Here is a 14,608-nt window from a genome sequence, read left to right as displayed (position 1 = left end):
TCGTTCGGGCGGGGTGTCAGCGGGGTGGATTCAGCGGGAGAGCGCCAGCCCACCGGTGGCGATGCGCCGCACGGTGTCGATGAGCAGGCGGCGCTCGACAGGTTTGATGCGGTCGTGCAGGGTGGACTCGGTGTCGCCCGGCAGCACCGGCACGCGCTCCTGCGCGAGGATGGGGCCGCTGTCGATGCCGTCGTCGATCACGATGATGCTCGCCCCGGTCTCGGTGACGCCCGCGGCCAGCGCGTCGCGCACGCCGTGCGCGCCGGGGAACTCGGGCAGGTACGCCGGGTGGGTGTTGATGATGTTCGGCGCGTAGCGCTCTACGACGGCTGGCGGCAGCAGGCGCATCAGACCGCTCAGCACGATGAGATCGGGCTGCCAGGCATCCAGCTGCTCGGCCAGCTCCTGTCCCCACTCCTCACGACTCGTGTACGCGGTGTAGGGGACGGTGAAGGTGGGGATGCCGAACTCCTCGGCGTGGACCAGCCCCGCCGCGTCCCGGTCGGCGCCGACGGCGATGACCCTGGCGGGGAACTCGGGGTGGCTCGCGGCCTCGAGCAGGGCTCGGAGGTTCGAGCCGGTACCGGAGATGAGAACGGCGAGCGTCAGCACCCGCTCAGTCTATCGGGGCGGTGAGCCCCGCCATCTCCTCGTTCCAGCGGTCGGTGCGCTCCTCCGCGAGCTCATCGCGGTGCCGCGGTGCGAGCAGCAGGATGCCGGCGCCGATGAGCACCTCCACGCCGATCGCCAGCGCGAAGGGCCCCACCGCGGGGCCTGCCTCGGCGAGACGGCCGGGGCCGATCGATCCGGATGCCAGCAGTGCGGCGAGAGCGGCGATTCCGGAAGACGACGCAGCGATTCCGGCGGCGATCGCCGCCCGCGGGCCGTAGCCGCGAGCGGTGTCCTCCCAGACGAGGCGAGAGCGCACCATCCATCCGGCCACGGCACCGCACGCGATCGGCACGAGCACGCTCACCAGCATCCAGATCGACGAGTTCTCGGGCACCAGCCCGAGAATCGGGATGCCGGGCACGACACCCAGCTCGGTGCCCGCCGGCGAGACCGACGTGCCGCTGCCGAGGGCGAAGCCCGGCCCTGCGAGCCAGCTCGCCGCCCACACCACCAGGGTCGGCAGGTACGCCAGGTGAGCGAGGGTGAGCATGACGGCTCCGAGCGCGTCGACGTGGGCGGCCTCGAACAGCGCGACCACCTCTCCGCCGCGCAGCACCGTCATCGCTGCGATGCCGACGGCGGATGCCCCGGCCATGGCGACTGTCACGACCGCGGCGCCGCGGACCGTCTCGCCAGGCACCGCCGCCCACTCGCCCCAGCCGTCGATCAGGTCGCGGAGCCGGTCGATCGGCCCGTCATCGCCCTCCGTCCAGGCGTGACCGACCGCTCCGGCAAGCGCGCCGACCGTGTACACGCCGACGGGAACGACCACGGCGACCCATGGCGTGGCTCGCAGCACATCGGAGCCGCCGCTCACCGCGACCCCCGCGGTGAGGATCGCGAACGCGACCACTCCCCCGGTCACTCCCGAGATCCAGCGACCGGCGACCGCCGCGCGTCGGCCCGAGCGCGCCGCGAAGAGCAGGGTGAACAGCAGCAGCGCCAGCGGCGGCACCGAGAGGGCGAAGCGAGCGGCCTCCTTCGGAATGGCGAGGCTCGACAGCAGGGCATCAGGCAGCACGACCTCGAGGGGCACACCGTGCCCGAGCTGCCAGAGCGTCGCGCTCACCGGCCAGAGGGCACCCCAGTCGGCGTCGAGTCCGAACGCGAGCACCCAGAGCAGCGTGAAGGGGGCGAGCACGAGAGCGAGCCCGACCGCGGCCGCGATGGCGGCGTCGAGGGCGGCGAGGAGCGCGACGATGAGGCGTTGCATGACGAATCGAGCCTACGTCGTGCGTGGCCGCCGCGCGCCTGGGCCACGCTCGCTCCGCAGAACCCGATAGATTCTCTGCGGAGGTCCCCCGATGACTGATGCCCCTGTGCGCACCGACGCCGAACCGCGAAACGCGATCGACCGCTTCTTCGAGATCACCCGGCGGGGTTCGAGTTTCGCCGCCGAGATCCGCGGCGGTGTGGTCACATTCGTGACGATGGCGTACATCGTCATCCTGAACCCGATCATCCTCTCCAGCGGAACCGACATCGCGGGCTCTCAGCTCGATTTCGTGCAGCTGAGCGCGGTCACCGGCCTCACGGCCGCGGTCATGACGATTCTGTTCGGCCTGGTCGCCCGGCTGCCGTTCGGCTTCGCGGCCGGCCTCGGCATCAATGCGTTCCTCGCGTTCTCCGTCGTCGGCGAGGTCACGTGGCCCGAGGCGATGGGACTCGTGGTCGTCAACGGCCTGATCATCGTGCTGCTCAGCGCCACGGGTCTGCGCCGCATGATCTTCGACGCCGTTCCGATGCAGCTGAAGATCGCGATCACCGTCGGCATCGGCCTGTTCATCGCGTTCATCGGCTTCGTCAACGCGGGCTTCGTCACAGCTGCCACCTCGCCGCCGGTCGCCCTCGGCGTCGGCGGATCGGTCGCGACGATCCCGACGCTGATCTTCGTCATCACCCTGCTGGTGACCGGCGTGCTCGTCGCGCGAAGGGTGAAGGGCGGAATCCTCATCGGCCTGGTGTCCGGCACCGTGCTGGCGGTCGTCGTCGAGGCGATCTGGCACATCGGCGCCAAGGGCGAGGACAACCCCGGCGGCTGGGGCCTCTCGGTGCCGGCCCTTCCCTCGCAGCTCGTCAGCGTTCCGGATCTGTCACTCGTCGGCCAGGTCGACCTGTTCGGCTCCTTCGGCCGGATCGGCGCGCTTGCGGCGCTCATGCTCGTGTTCACCCTCGTGTTCACGAACTTCTTCGACGCGATGGGCACCATGACCGGTCTCGCGAAGGAGGCCGACATCGCCGACGACCGCGGCAACTTCCCGCGCCTGAAGTCGGCGCTCATCGTCGAGGGCGTCGGTGCAGTGGTCGGCGGCGCCACCTCAGCCTCGTCGAACACGGTGTTCATCGAGTCGGGCGCCGGCATCGGCGAGGGCGCCCGCACGGGATTCGCGAACCTCGTCACCGGCGTGCTCTTCCTCATCGCGATGTTCTTCACGCCGCTCGTCTCCATCGTCCCCACCGAGGTGGCGGCGGCCGCGCTGGTCATCGTCGGCGCGCTGATGATGAGCCAGATACGCTTCATCGACCTCACCGACTTCTCCGCCCTGTTCGGCGTCTTCCTCACCGTGTCGGTCATGCCGATGACCTACTCGATCGCCAACGGCATCGGTGCGGGGTTCATCGGCTGGGTCGCCGCCCGCGCGTTCTCGGGCAAGGCCAAGGAGATCAGCCCGCTGCTGTGGGTGGTGACGATCGGCTTCGTCATCTACTTCGCCCGCGGCCCGGTGGAGATGCTCCTCAGCTGATCCCGCGGGATCGTCCTCTTTCCTGACGTCAGGCGTAGGCCGCCGCGAACTCGGCTGACGGCTCGATCGGCTCGATCACATCCAGCAGCACTCCCCCGGGTGCTTCGACGATGAAATGCCTCTGGCCGAAATCCTCATCGCGCAGCGGAAGACGTTCGACGAGGCGGAGTTCACCGACGAGCCGTGCGTGCTCCGCCTCGGCGTCGTCGACCTCGACGTTGAGAAGCAGGCCGGCCACCGGGACGCGGAATCCCTCCGGGATGGTCTCATGGCGGCGATCGAGCACGGCCAGCTCGCCTCCGTCGACGCGCAGGCTGACGTACCAGTCGGCCTCGAAGGTCGTCTCGAAGCCGAGCACGTCGCGGTAGAACCGCGCCGAGGCGGCGACATCGTCGACCATGAGCACGGGATAGAACGAGGAGATATGCATCGCACTTCCTTTACATACGCAGTGTTTGTATCTGGTTCCACTAAGATACATGCACAGAGTATGTAAGGGAACCCGATGCCCAGAGCCACCGCCGCCGAGGCCGCAGCGACCGCGGCCAGAGTCCTCGACGCCGCTGAGGCGCGTTTCATCGAGCACGGCTTCGCTGCGGCATCGATCGACGAGATCGCGGTCGACGCCGGGGTGACCCGCGGCGCCGTCTACCACCACTACGTCTCGAAGCCCGGCCTCTTCCTCGCCGTCATGAAGCGAATGCAGCAGCAGGTCGCCGACGCCGTGGTCGCGGCAGCCGATGCCTCGCGCTCCCCCTCCGAGTCGCTTCGAATCGGCAGCCACGCGTTCCTCGACGCGATCACAGCGAACGGCAGGGCCCGGGTGCTGCTGGTCGACGCGCCTCGCGCCCTGGGCTGGGATGCCTGGCGGCAGGCGGATGCCGAGGCCTCGGGCGCACATCTGAGCGATGCGCTGCGCGTGATAGACCTCGCTGACGCCGATGTCGCAGCGGCCACCGCGCTGCTCTCGGGCGCCATGAACGAAGCCGCCCTCTGGCTCTCCGAGCGCCCGCACGACGGCGCGGCGCGCGAGTCGGCGCACCGCATGCTCGACGTGCTGCTCGACGCCGTCCTGGCGCACTGACACGCCGAGGGCACCGCTGCCGGGGTCGGCGCTGCCGGGGTCGGCTGCGTATGCCTCGGCGCCCGGAAGCGCACGTCAACCGAGGTCGCACGGCCGCATGCCCGGGCGGCCCGGACATGAACGAAGGCCCCGGGGTGGAGCCCGGGGCCTTCGTATACGAGTCTAGCTCAGGTCAGAGCGCCTCGACGATCGCGCGCATCAGGTCAGCAGTCTCGGAGGGCGTCTTGCCCACCTTGACGCCTGCGGCCTCGAGGGCCTCCTTCTTGGCCTGAGCGGTTCCGGCCGAGCCCGAGACGATGGCACCGGCGTGACCCATGGTCTTGCCCTCGGGAGCGGTGAAGCCCGCGACGTAGCCGACGACCGGCTTCGTCACGTTCGCCTTGATGTAGTCGGCCGCGCGCTCCTCGGCGTCGCCGCCGATCTCGCCGATCATGACGATGGCCTTGGTCTCGGGGTCGGCCTCGAACGCGGCGAGCGCGTCGATGTGCGTGGTGCCGATGACAGGGTCGCCGCCGATGCCGATGGCGGTCGAGAAGCCGAGGTCGCGCAGCTCGAACATCATCTGGTACGTGAGGGTGCCCGACTTCGACACGAGGCCGATCGGACCCTTGCCGGTGATGTTGGCCGGGGTGATGCCGACCAGCGCCTCCCCGGGCGTGATGATGCCGGGGCAGTTCGGGCCGATGATGCGGGTCTTGTTGCCCTTCTCGGTGGCGTACGCCCACGCCTCTGCGCTGTCGCCGACGGGCACGCCCTCGGTGATGACCACGAGCAGCGGGATCTCGGCGTCGATCGCCTCGACCATGGCGTCCTTGGTGAAGGCGCCGGGCACGAAGGCGATCGAGACGTCGGCCCCGGTCTTCTCCATGGCCTCGGCGACCGAGCCGAAGACGGGAAGCTCGACGGCGTTGCCGTCCTTGTCGGTGTGGGCGACGGTGGTGCCGGCCTTGCGGGCGTTGACGCCGCCCACGATGTTGGTGCCGGCCTTGAGCATCAGTGCGGTGTGCTTGGTGCCCTCACCGCCGGTGATGCCCTGGACGATGACCTTGGAGTCCTTGTTGATGAAGATCGACATGTCGTTGATTCCTTCGCGTCAGGCGTTCGCCAGCTCGGCGGCCTTGTCGGCGCCCTCGTCCATGGTTGCGGCGAGGGTGACGAGCGGGTGGTTGGCTGCGGCGAGGATCTGACGACCCTCCTCGACCTGGTTGCCGTCGAGGCGCACGACGAGCGGCTTGGTGGCCGCGTCGCCGAGGATCTCGAGGGCCTTCACGATGCCGTCGGCGACGGCGACGCACGAGGTGATGCCGCCGAAGACGTTCACGAACACGCTCTTGACCTGCTCGTCACCGAGGATGACGTCGAGGCCCGCCGCCATGACGGTGGCCGATGCGCCGCCGCCGATGTCGAGGAAGTTGGCCGGCTTCACGCCGCCGTGGTTCTCGCCTGCGTAGGCGACGACGTCGAGGGTCGACATGACCAGACCCGCGCCGTTGCCGATGATGCCGACCTGGCCGTCGAGCTTGACGTAGTTCAGGCCGGATGCCTTCGCCTTGGCCTCGAGCGGGTTCTCGGAGTCCTTGTCCGCGAGGGCCTCGTGACCGGGGTGACGGATCTCGGAGGCGTTCTCGTCGAGGGTGACCTTGCCGTCGAGGGCGATGATGTCGCCGTCTTCGGTGCGCACCAGCGGGTTCACCTCGACGAGCGTGGCGTCCTCGCCCTTGTAGACCTCGTAGAGCCTCACGAACACATCGGAGACCTTCTCGACGAGGTCCTCGGGGAAGTTGGCGGCCTTGGCGATCTCGACGGCCTTCGCCTTGTCGATGCCGGTGAGCGGGTTGACCTCGATGCGGGCGAGTGCCTCGGGCTTCTCGACGGCGAGCTGCTCGATCTCCATGCCGCCCTCGACGCTGCACAGCGACAGGTACGAGCGGTTCGCACGGTCGAGGAGCACCGAGAAGTAGAACTCCTCGGCGATGCGGGCGCCGGCGGCGACCATGACCCGCTTGACGATGTGCCCCTTGATGTCGAGACCGAGGATCGCCTTCGCGGCCTCGTACGCCTCATCCGGGTTCTTGGCGACCTTGACGCCGCCGGCCTTGCCGCGGCCACCGGTCTTGACCTGGGCCTTGACGACCACCACTCCACCGAGCTTCTCGGCCGCTGCCTTCACCTCCTCGGGGGTGTCGGCGACGATGCCGGCGAGAACCGGCACTCCGTAGGATTCGAAAAGGTCTCGTGCCTGGTACTCGTAGAGATCCACAGTGCAGTCCTTCGCTGGTTGCGGCGGGTGGGACGCGACAGTTCTGTCGGGTGTCGATATCATTCGACCCGATTGGCAAGCCTACTACCGCCGACGACCTGCCCCGCACCGCGGGTCTAGGCTCTCCGGTATGCAGCATCCGACTGAACTGCGCACCGGCGTCGTCGCCGCCGCGATCGATCTGTTCGCCGAACTGGGGTTCGAGGCCACCTCGGTCGAGCAGATCGCGAAAGCCGCCGGGGTCTCGCGTTCGACCTTCTTCCGCCAGTTCGGCGGGAAGGAGGACGTCGTCTTCACCGATCACGAGGCGCTCCTCGACGAGCTGCGCCGGTTCCTCTCCGAATCGCACGACGACCCCTGGGCAGCGGTCTGCGAGGCATCGGAGCGGGTGTTCACGCACTTCGCCCGCGATCCCGAACTCGCCCGCAGGCGCTACGAGATCGTGCGCGAGGTGGCCGTGCTGCGCGATCGCGAGATCGTGACGGTGTTCCGCTACGAGCGCCTGTTCGACGAGTACCTGCGCGATTCGCTGCCAGGCATCGCGCCGATCGACGCGGTCGGCTTCTCGGCGCTGATCACCGCGGTGCACAATCACGTGCTGCGGCAGCTGCTGCGTGGACGCCGGGTGCCGCTGACGGAGCTGCGTGAAGCGCTCGACGACGTGCGGCGACGCTACGGCGTGCTCCCCGAGTCGTCGGAGCCCGCGGACGACGACGTCGTCGTGGCGGTGTTCCCCCGATCGATGCCGATCGCCGAGATCTCGCGCCGGGTGCAGGCTCAGCTGTCGTAGGCCGCCGCCGGCCTCACTCGTCGCAGCCGCACTTGCCCGCGGCGTTCTTCACCATGAAGCACACGTCGCAGACCCCGTAGTCGCGCTCGCTGAGGTTCGTCGCGCGCGGTGCACGCGGCTCGGGCGCGGGACGGGATGCCGCGGGCTTGCGCGCGCCGGATGCCGGACGCCTCACCGCGGCGACACCGGGCAGCCCGCTGGGCTGGGTCACGTAGAAATACGGTGCTCGTCCCTCGCTGGGCAGCAGCGGCAGCACACGGCCCGCGACGCTGACCTGCTCGTCCTCGGCGAACCCGTTGATATACGTCCGGCCGATGTGCAGCGGCGCCTGGGGCGTGCGGCGGATGGCCTCGATGTACCGGCCGCGGTCGATGTAGCTGCTGATCCCGACGGCATCTGTCACCGCTGCGATGAACTCGTGATTCTCGACGGGGATCCGGTGCGCACGCAGCGCCTCCGCGAGAGATCGGTACGGTCGGGAGGTTCCTGCGGGGGTGGGACCCTGTACTTCGTTCATCACATCCATTCTCTCATCCGCAAGGCCCCTGGCCGACCGGTCCACGCGTGCCAGACTGGGGCGCATGGCACGGGCGACGGTGATCGGCAGCGGACCGAACGGACTCGTCGCGGCGGTCTCCCTTGCCCGCGCGGGGTATCGGGTCGAGGTGCTCGAGGGCGCAGACACGATCGGCGGAGGGGTGCGCACCCTGCCCGGTCCGCTGCCGGGCTTCGTGTCGGATGTCTGCTCCGCCGTTCATCCTGCCGCGCTCGGTTCGCCGTTCTTCCGTGCCTTCGGCCTCGCCGAGCGGGTGGACTGGATCACTCCGGAGATCTCGTACGCGCACCCGCTCGATGACGGGCGGGCGGCGATCGCGTGGCGCGACGTCGAGCGCACCGCACGCGAGCTGGGAGCCGACGAGCGCGCCTGGCTCGCTCTCGCGCGACCGCTGGCCGACGGCATCGACGGAGTGGTCGACTTCACCGGGAACGAGCTGCTGCGTATGCCGCGGCACCCGGTTACAGCCGCGCGCTACGCGCTGCGAATGCTCGAGCAGGGCACGCCGTTCGCCCGCTGGACGCTGCGCACCCAGGAGGGCGCGGCGCTGCTGGCCGGGGTGATGGCGCACGCCAACAGCCGGATGCCGTCGCTGAGCGCCGCCGCCGCGGGGCTGCTGCTCGTCGCCCACGGCCACGCGGGCGGGTGGATGTATCCGCGCGGCGGCGCGCAGCGCATCGCCGATGCGCTGGTCGCCGACCTCGAGGCGCATGGCGGCACGGTGCGCTCGGGTGAGCGCATCCGCGACCTGAGCGCGCTCGGCTGGGGCGACCCCGCGCGTGGTGACCTGCTCGTGCTGAACACGTCGCCGCGGCTCGCCCTGACGCTCCCCGACGTGCCCGCAGGCTACGCCCGCGCGGTGCGGGACTACCGCTACGGCGCCGCCGCCGCGAAAGTCGACTTCGCACTCGACGGCCCTGTCCCCTGGTCGAATCCGATGGTCGCGCAGTCGCCGACCGTGCACGTCGGCGGCACGCGGGACGAGGTCTGGGCGAGTGAGAACGCGGTCGCCCGCGGCACAGTGAGCGAGCGCCCCTATGTGCTGGCCGTGCAGCCGTCGGTGCTCGACGACACCCGGGCTCCGGCGGGCAAGGCCGTCCTGTGGACCTACATCCATGTCCCGCCCGGCTCCGAACTCGATGCCACCGAGCTCGTCACCCGCCAGGTCGAGCGCTTCGCACCCGGATTCCGCGACCTCGTGCTCGCCAGCCACGCGGTGCCAGCCTCGGCGCGGGAGATGCTGAACGCGAGCGAGATCGGCGGCGACGTCTTCGGCGGCGCCTTCACGATGGCGCAGGCGGTGAAGCGGCCCGCGATCTCCACGGCACCGTGGCGCACACCCATGCGCGGCGTGTATCTGGCATCCGCCGCGACGCCGCCGGGGCCGGGCGTGAATGGGATGGCTGGCTGGCACGCTGCCCGCACCGCGCTCCGCGACGCCGGACTCCCCGACGCCCTCGACGATCTCTTCTGACGCGCTCTCGATGGATCGGCATCGCGACCCGCGGTGCACCGCGTCAGACGAGTTCGCCGACGAGCTTCTCGATGCGTGCGCGGATCTCGTCCCTGATCGGGCGCACGGCGTCGATGCCCTGCCCCGCGGGGTCGTCGAGCTTCCAGTCCTCGTAGCGCTTGCCGGGGAAGAACGGGCAGGCGTCGCCGCAGCCCATGGTGATCACGACGTCTGATGCCTGCACCGCCTCGGTGGTGAGCACCTTGGGCTGTTCGGCGGTTATGTCGATGCCGAGCTCGCCCATGGCCTCGACGGCGACCGGGTTGATCCGATCAGCGGGCATGGAGCCCGCCGAGCGCACCTCGACCCGGTCGCCGGCGATGTCGCGCAGGAATCCTGCGGCCATCTGGGATCGGCCCGCATTGTGCACGCAGACGAAGAGGACGGAGGGCGTGGTCGTCGTTTCGGTCATGAGAGGGTTCCTTCGGGATGGGTCAGCGGGTGAGGTCGTCGATGAGAGCGCGAACGCGTTCGGCGATGTCGTCGCGGATGGCTTCGACGCCTTCGGGCGATGCGAGGGCCGGGTCGCCGACGGCCCAGTCCTCATATCTGATGCCCGGGATGACAGGGCACACATCGCCGCACCCCATGGTGATCACCACGTCGGCGGCGCGGACCGCGTCATCCGTCAGAGGCTTGGGGAAGCGCTCGTCTGCGGCGTCGCCCTCGATCTGAGCGAGGATCGAGCGCACGTGGGGGTGGATGACCTCGGCGGGACGGGAGCCCGCCGATCGTGCGACGATCCTGCCGCCGCCCATCTGGTTCACCAGCGCTGCAGCGAGCTGCGACCTGCCGGCGTTGGCGACGCACACGAACAGCACCTGCGGCGTCGACCCGTCCCGGTCACGAGTGAGGTCGGCGAGCCGCTGACGGGCGAAGCGCTCGGTGAGCGGGATGAGGGCCCCTGTCACCTTCGCGGTGCGCGCGAGCGACGTGTACGACTCGCGGACCACGCTGAGCACGGTGGCGGGGCCGAGCTCGGGAACGGCGGCGGCGAGCTCATCGGCCAGGCGGGTGATCCTGGCATCGAAGTCCGGGCGCGGGTCGGCGACCGCCTCTTCGGACGACGCCGTGACCGTCGCCGGCGCGAAGGAGTCCAGGAGCGCGGTGACAGCGCCACGGCGGCTCGCGTTGATGCGGTACCAGACCCAGGTGCCGCGCCGCTGGGATGCGAGCACGTCGACGTCTTTGAGCACCTTCAGATGATGCGACACCGTCGGCTGCGACACGTCGGCGAGCTGGGCGAGATCGCACACGCACGACTCTCCGCGCGGGTCAGATGCGATCGCCGAGAGCATCCGCAGTCGCAGCGGATCCGACAGGGCCTTGAGAGTCGCTGCGACCGTCGCGGCGGCCTCCTGACCGATGGCGTGCGTCGTGACAGGACTGCAGGATTCCACGGTCTCGATGAGCGGCACGTTCATGGAGTTGCCCTTTCGCCGATGTGCTCGGAGTCGTCGCCGACCGCTCTATATTGACACACTTCGATTCAAGGTGACCCGATGCCCGAGGATGTTCACCGACCGTTCACCGTGCGCGATTCACGCGGAAGGTTGCGTCAGCCGGTCGCACGGGAGCTAATAGGGAGATGTACGACATCCCCGCCCCCATGCTCGCCAAAGCGGCGGCGTCCATCCCGGATCCTGCGAAGAGGCCGATGCTCTACGAGCCGAAGTGGGACGGCTTCCGCGGACTCGTCGCGTGGGACGGTGAGACGCTCGAGATCGGCTCCCGAGGGGCGAAGCCGCTGACCCGGTACTTCCCCGAGCTCGTCGAGCAGCTGGCCGAGACTCTGCCGGGGCCCTGCCTTCTCGACGGCGAGATCGTCGTCGCGACAGGACCTGCCGGAGCCCAGCGGCTCGACTGGGAGGCGCTCAGTCAGCGCATCCATCCGGCCGCCTCACGGGTGGCGAAGCTCGCCGCCGAGACCCCGGCGATGTTCATCGCCTTCGACCTCCTCGCCGATGGCGGCGAAGACCTTCAGGCGCTCCCCTTCCGTGAGCGTCGAGCGCGGCTCGAGCGGATGCTGGCGGATGCCCCGCATCCGCTCCACCTCACCCGAACCACCGACGACCCCGACCTCGCCCGTCGCTGGCTGGCGGAGTTCGAAGGGGCGGGCCTCGACGGCGTCGTCGCGAAGCCGCTCGACGACCCTTACGCGCCTGGCAAGCGCACGCTGATCAAGATCAAGCACGCGCGCAGTGCCGATGTGGTCGCCCTCGGCTACCGCGTGCACAAGAGCGGGTCGGGCGTCGGGTCGCTGCTGGTCGGCCTGTACGACGACGCGGGAACCCTGCGACAGGTGGGCGGCGTCGCGGCATGGACGGATGCCATGCGCCGCCGGCTCGTGGACGACCTTGCTCCTCTGGTCGAGCGCGACGACTCCGGCGACGCGGTCACCGGCGAGAGCGAGCGCTCGCGGTTCACCGGCTCGAAGGACATGACCTTCGTGCGGCTGCGCCCCGAACGCGTGCTCGAGGTGCGCTACGACCAGCTCGAGGGCGACCGCTTCCGGCACACCGTGCAGTTCGAGCGCTGGCGCCCTGATCGCGACGCCCGCTCATGCACCTATGAGCAGCTCGAGACGGTGGCCGGGTACGACCTGGCCGACGTGCTGCAGTAGCCCGCGTCAGTCGTCGACCCGCTCGCCGTTCTCGTCCCAGTTCTCGGCGACCTTCTTGCTCGGCTGCACGCGGGGCGGCTCGCCGGGCATCTTCGGGAACTCGGGCGGGAAGGGCATCTCGCCCAGCCCGTTGGCGACGTCGCGCTCCCACCACTCGAGAAGCGTGTCGATGCGACCGGGTGAATCCTGCATGTCGGCCCACGGGTCGCCGATCTCGGCGAGACGGGCGGGCACGGTGCGCACGGTGAACCGCCTCGGGTCGAGGTCGTCGAGCTCCTCCCAGTGGATCGGCGTCGAGACCGGCGCTCCGGGCAGAGCCCGTGCGCTGTACGCACCCGCCATGGTGCGGTCGCGGTTGGCCTGGTTGAAGTCGACGAAGATCCGCTCGCCGCGCTCCTCCTTCCACCAGTTCGTGGTGACGCGCTCCGGCATCCGCCGCTCGAGCTCGCGTCCCGCGGCGATCACTGCGTGACGCACGGTCAGGAACTCCCATTCGGGCACGATGGGGCAGAACACATGCAGGCCCCGGTTTCCGCTGGTCTTGATGTGCGGCTCGAGCCCTGCCTCGCGCAGCACCGCGCGCAGCTCGTGCGCGGCGACGATCGCCTCGGCGATCGCCGTGCCGGGCTGCGGGTCGAGATCGATGCGCAGTTCGACCGGGTTGTCTGTGTTCGAGGCGAGGGATGCCCATGGATGGAAGACCACGGTGTTCATCTGCACCGCCCACACGATCGCGCTCGGCCTGGTGAGCACGAGCTGCGGGTGCCTGCGCCCGCTGTTGTATGTGCACATGACCGAATCCACGTAATCGGGAGTGCCCTTGGGCGGGTTCTTCGAGAAGAACTGCTCGCCGCTGATCCCGTCGCGGAAGCGCTCGAGCGAGACCGGCCTGTGGCCGGTGGATGCCAGGAACGCACCCGACACCTGCTGGACGTAGTCGGCGTATTCCGCCTTCGTGATCCCTTCGCCGTCGTCCGTCGGCCAGATCACCTTGTTCGGACTCGACAGGTCGACGACACGTTCGCCGTCGGGGTCCTGCACTGTCACCTTCACTCGCTCAGAGGCCATGCTCTGACACTAGGCGGTGCGGCACTCCGAACACAGGGGCTTGCGACCCGCACGGTCGGAACCCTCGGATCGAACGTGCGCCCCACGGCATGTCGCAGGGCGACACGCCGGTCCTGCCGCGGACGGTCTGAGAACTCCGACAGGGCGAGCCCGTGCGGGTCAGTCCTCGCCGATCTCGATTCCGAGCACCAGCACCGCGCTCAGCGCATCGCGCTCGATCGCGATCGACGGGCCGGCGACATCGACCAGCACTCCCGCGATCTCGGAGTGCTCGCCGAGGACCTTCGCCAGCTGCTCGGGCTGGAAGGGCATCGGAGTGTCCTTGCGTCCGAGGGCGACGACCTCGAGCGGGTGCGAGAACACCTGCAGGAAACGGCGCCCATCTGTCGCGTGCGCCTCGGCGATGCCGACCGGCTGGCCGTTGGAGCCGTCATTGACGGCCACCCAGCTGCGTGTCCTGGCGAGCGCCTCGACGACGCGTACGGCGCTCTGCTCGTCGCGCGGGGCCGCGAGCGCCGCCTTGATCGCCATGTCCTCGTCGGCCTGATCGACGGCCTTCTTCAGCAGCTCGGTCGGGAACACGGCCCGGTGCGGGGCCGAGGAGTTGTCGAGGATGATGCCGCTGAATCCGCCGGAGATCACCTGCTGGTAGACGGCGGTCGTCGGCTGGGCGATTGCGGAGGTCGCCGCCGCGTCCTCCACCCCCTGGAGCGACTGCTGCAGGGCACGGCCCGAGCTGTACGCGAGCATGAAAGAGCGCTCTCCGTCGCGCACCACTCCTACCGAGAGCGGCTTGCCCGAGCTGATCTGCTCGCGGGCGTCGCCGTGCACGCGGAGGTAGAGATGGCCCTGCAGCGACTGGCGCAGCACGCCGAGCAGCTGCTCGTTGGTGGCTCCCTGCTGCAGTTCGCCGAGCGCCTCGCGCAGCAGGACGTTGTCGATGAGCCCGTCGGTGGTGTGCGTCTGCTCGGGCGGCATCGCCGGAGCCAGCGGGAGCCTCGGCGCTGACTGCTGCTCGCTGGGGAGCCCCTGCGCCGAGCGGGAGACGGGGCGGACGGGGGCCTGAGGACCGGCAGCGGGCGTCGGGGCGTCGGCGGGCAGGCTCACCTCGGGGCCGGCGTCCGCGCCGACACCACGGAACGCCTGCACAGAGATGCCGACCTCCGGAACAGGCTCGGCCGCTGGCTCCGGTGCCGCATCGTCGACGGTCTCGGAAGCGGTGTCCTCGGCGGATGCCGAATCGGCGGCCGGCTGGTCGACGGACTTCTTGCGGCGTGAGAAGAGGGCCATATCAGCCA

At 69.6% G+C, this 14,608-nt stretch carries 15 protein-coding genes; 5 read left to right on the top strand and 10 right to left on the bottom strand.

The features are described 5' to 3' along the window. Window positions 1–30: 30 nt before the first annotated feature. Both purN and FVO59_RS09900 read right to left on the bottom strand, forming a co-directional pair. Window positions 31–612 (bottom strand): phosphoribosylglycinamide formyltransferase, encoded by a 582-nt coding sequence (gene purN, locus FVO59_RS09905; RefSeq protein ID WP_182252486.1) that lies wholly within the window; start codon window positions 610–612, stop codon window positions 31–33. 4 nt (window positions 613–616) lie between these two features. Continuing rightward, window positions 617–1,885 carry a cell division protein PerM gene (locus FVO59_RS09900; protein ID WP_182252485.1) on the bottom strand — a complete coding sequence of 423 codons (1,269 nt, stop codon included), beginning with the start codon at window positions 1,883–1,885 and terminating at the stop codon, window positions 617–619. A 91-nt stretch (window positions 1,886–1,976) separates the two neighbouring features. Between FVO59_RS09900 and FVO59_RS09895 the strand changes: the two genes are divergently transcribed. Then, window positions 1,977–3,416, top strand: a complete 1,440-nt coding sequence (locus tag FVO59_RS09895) for an NCS2 family permease (RefSeq protein WP_182252484.1) — start codon at window positions 1,977–1,979, stop codon at window positions 3,414–3,416. A 28-nt stretch (window positions 3,417–3,444) separates the two neighbouring features. On the opposite strand, the gene FVO59_RS09890 is transcribed toward FVO59_RS09895, so the two are convergent. Beyond that, window positions 3,445–3,846: a VOC family protein gene (locus tag FVO59_RS09890; RefSeq protein WP_182252483.1), complete on the bottom strand. Its 402-nt coding sequence runs from the start codon at window positions 3,844–3,846 to the stop codon at window positions 3,445–3,447. 75 nt (window positions 3,847–3,921) lie between these two features. Between FVO59_RS09890 and FVO59_RS09885 the strand changes: the two genes are divergently transcribed. Beyond that, entirely contained in the window at window positions 3,922–4,500 is a 579-nt protein-coding gene (locus FVO59_RS09885; RefSeq protein ID WP_182252482.1) for a TetR/AcrR family transcriptional regulator, read from the top strand. A gap of 172 nt (window positions 4,501–4,672) precedes the next feature. On the opposite strand, the gene sucD is transcribed toward FVO59_RS09885, so the two are convergent. Next, window positions 4,673–5,575: a succinate--CoA ligase subunit alpha gene (gene sucD / locus FVO59_RS09880; protein WP_182252481.1), complete on the bottom strand. Its 903-nt coding sequence runs from the start codon at window positions 5,573–5,575 to the stop codon at window positions 4,673–4,675. Between the two features lie 18 nt (window positions 5,576–5,593). Further along, a complete protein-coding gene (gene sucC, locus FVO59_RS09875; RefSeq protein WP_182252480.1) occupies window positions 5,594–6,760 on the bottom strand; it encodes an ADP-forming succinate--CoA ligase subunit beta in 1,167 nt (388 codons plus the stop codon). A 130-nt stretch (window positions 6,761–6,890) separates the two neighbouring features. Here sucC and FVO59_RS09870 point away from each other — a divergent pair, with 130 nt between their 5' ends. After that, window positions 6,891–7,550: a TetR/AcrR family transcriptional regulator gene (locus FVO59_RS09870; RefSeq protein WP_182252479.1), complete on the top strand. Its 660-nt coding sequence runs from the start codon at window positions 6,891–6,893 to the stop codon at window positions 7,548–7,550. A gap of 13 nt (window positions 7,551–7,563) precedes the next feature. Here FVO59_RS09870 and FVO59_RS09865 read toward each other — a convergent pair whose 3' ends face one another. After that, window positions 7,564–8,067 (bottom strand): hypothetical protein, encoded by a 504-nt coding sequence (locus tag FVO59_RS09865; RefSeq protein WP_182252478.1) that lies wholly within the window; start codon window positions 8,065–8,067, stop codon window positions 7,564–7,566. A 64-nt stretch (window positions 8,068–8,131) separates the two neighbouring features. Here FVO59_RS09865 and FVO59_RS09860 point away from each other — a divergent pair, with 64 nt between their 5' ends. Then, on the top strand, window positions 8,132–9,580 hold the full coding sequence (locus FVO59_RS09860; protein WP_182252477.1) for a phytoene desaturase family protein: 1,449 nt from the start codon (window positions 8,132–8,134) through the stop codon (window positions 9,578–9,580). 43 nt (window positions 9,581–9,623) lie between these two features. Here FVO59_RS09860 and FVO59_RS09855 read toward each other — a convergent pair whose 3' ends face one another. Together FVO59_RS09855 and FVO59_RS09850 are read right to left on the bottom strand one after the other, a co-directional pair. After that, on the bottom strand, window positions 9,624–10,031 hold the full coding sequence (locus FVO59_RS09855) for an arsenate reductase ArsC (protein WP_182252476.1): 408 nt from the start codon (window positions 10,029–10,031) through the stop codon (window positions 9,624–9,626). Window positions 10,032–10,053: 22 nt separating this feature from the next. Continuing rightward, window positions 10,054–11,043, bottom strand: coding sequence for a metalloregulator ArsR/SmtB family transcription factor (locus FVO59_RS09850; RefSeq protein WP_182252475.1), 990 nt, complete (start codon window positions 11,041–11,043; stop codon window positions 10,054–10,056). Between the two features lie 164 nt (window positions 11,044–11,207). Between FVO59_RS09850 and FVO59_RS09845 the strand changes: the two genes are divergently transcribed. Further along, window positions 11,208–12,242, top strand: a complete 1,035-nt coding sequence (locus FVO59_RS09845) for an ATP-dependent DNA ligase (protein WP_182252474.1) — start codon at window positions 11,208–11,210, stop codon at window positions 12,240–12,242. Between the two features lie 6 nt (window positions 12,243–12,248). On the opposite strand, the gene ligD is transcribed toward FVO59_RS09845, so the two are convergent. Together ligD and FVO59_RS09835 are read right to left on the bottom strand one after the other, a co-directional pair. Continuing rightward, the gene (gene ligD / locus FVO59_RS09840) at window positions 12,249–13,310 is read right to left on the bottom strand and encodes a non-homologous end-joining DNA ligase (RefSeq protein ID WP_182252473.1); all 1,062 of its coding nucleotides are present in this window, start codon (window positions 13,308–13,310) and stop codon (window positions 12,249–12,251) included. 159 nt (window positions 13,311–13,469) lie between these two features. Beyond that, window positions 13,470–14,600, bottom strand: coding sequence for an SseB family protein (locus FVO59_RS09835; protein ID WP_182252472.1), 1,131 nt, complete (start codon window positions 14,598–14,600; stop codon window positions 13,470–13,472). Window positions 14,601–14,608 lie beyond the last annotated feature (8 nt).

Source organism: Microbacterium esteraromaticum (genome assembly GCF_014084045.1).
Taxonomy (GTDB): Bacteria; Actinomycetota; Actinomycetes; order Actinomycetales; family Microbacteriaceae; genus Microbacterium; species Microbacterium esteraromaticum_D.
This window is presented reverse-complemented; position numbering and strand designations above follow the sequence as displayed.

Coding starts and splice junctions, on each gene's coding strand:
- FVO59_RS09865 (WP_182252478.1), bottom strand. CDS start 8,067: ATGAACGAAGTACAGGGTCCCACCCCCGCAGGAACCTCCCGACCGTAC.
- FVO59_RS09895 (WP_182252484.1), top strand. CDS start 1,977: ATGACTGATGCCCCTGTGCGCACCGACGCCGAACCGCGAAACGCGATC.
- FVO59_RS09890 (WP_182252483.1), bottom strand. CDS start 3,846: ATGCATATCTCCTCGTTCTATCCCGTGCTCATGGTCGACGATGTCGCC.
- FVO59_RS09900 (WP_182252485.1), bottom strand. CDS start 1,885: ATGCAACGCCTCATCGTCGCGCTCCTCGCCGCCCTCGACGCCGCCATC.
- FVO59_RS09835 (WP_182252472.1), bottom strand. CDS start 14,600: ATGGCCCTCTTCTCACGCCGCAAGAAGTCCGTCGACCAGCCGGCCGCC.
- FVO59_RS09860 (WP_182252477.1), top strand. CDS start 8,132: ATGGCACGGGCGACGGTGATCGGCAGCGGACCGAACGGACTCGTCGCG.
- FVO59_RS09885 (WP_182252482.1), top strand. CDS start 3,922: ATGCCCAGAGCCACCGCCGCCGAGGCCGCAGCGACCGCGGCCAGAGTC.
- sucD (WP_182252481.1), bottom strand. CDS start 5,575: ATGTCGATCTTCATCAACAAGGACTCCAAGGTCATCGTCCAGGGCATC.
- FVO59_RS09870 (WP_182252479.1), top strand. CDS start 6,891: ATGCAGCATCCGACTGAACTGCGCACCGGCGTCGTCGCCGCCGCGATC.
- ligD (WP_182252473.1), bottom strand. CDS start 13,310: ATGGCCTCTGAGCGAGTGAAGGTGACAGTGCAGGACCCCGACGGCGAA.
- FVO59_RS09855 (WP_182252476.1), bottom strand. CDS start 10,031: ATGACCGAAACGACGACCACGCCCTCCGTCCTCTTCGTCTGCGTGCAC.
- FVO59_RS09845 (WP_182252474.1), top strand. CDS start 11,208: ATGTACGACATCCCCGCCCCCATGCTCGCCAAAGCGGCGGCGTCCATC.
- FVO59_RS09850 (WP_182252475.1), bottom strand. CDS start 11,043: ATGAACGTGCCGCTCATCGAGACCGTGGAATCCTGCAGTCCTGTCACG.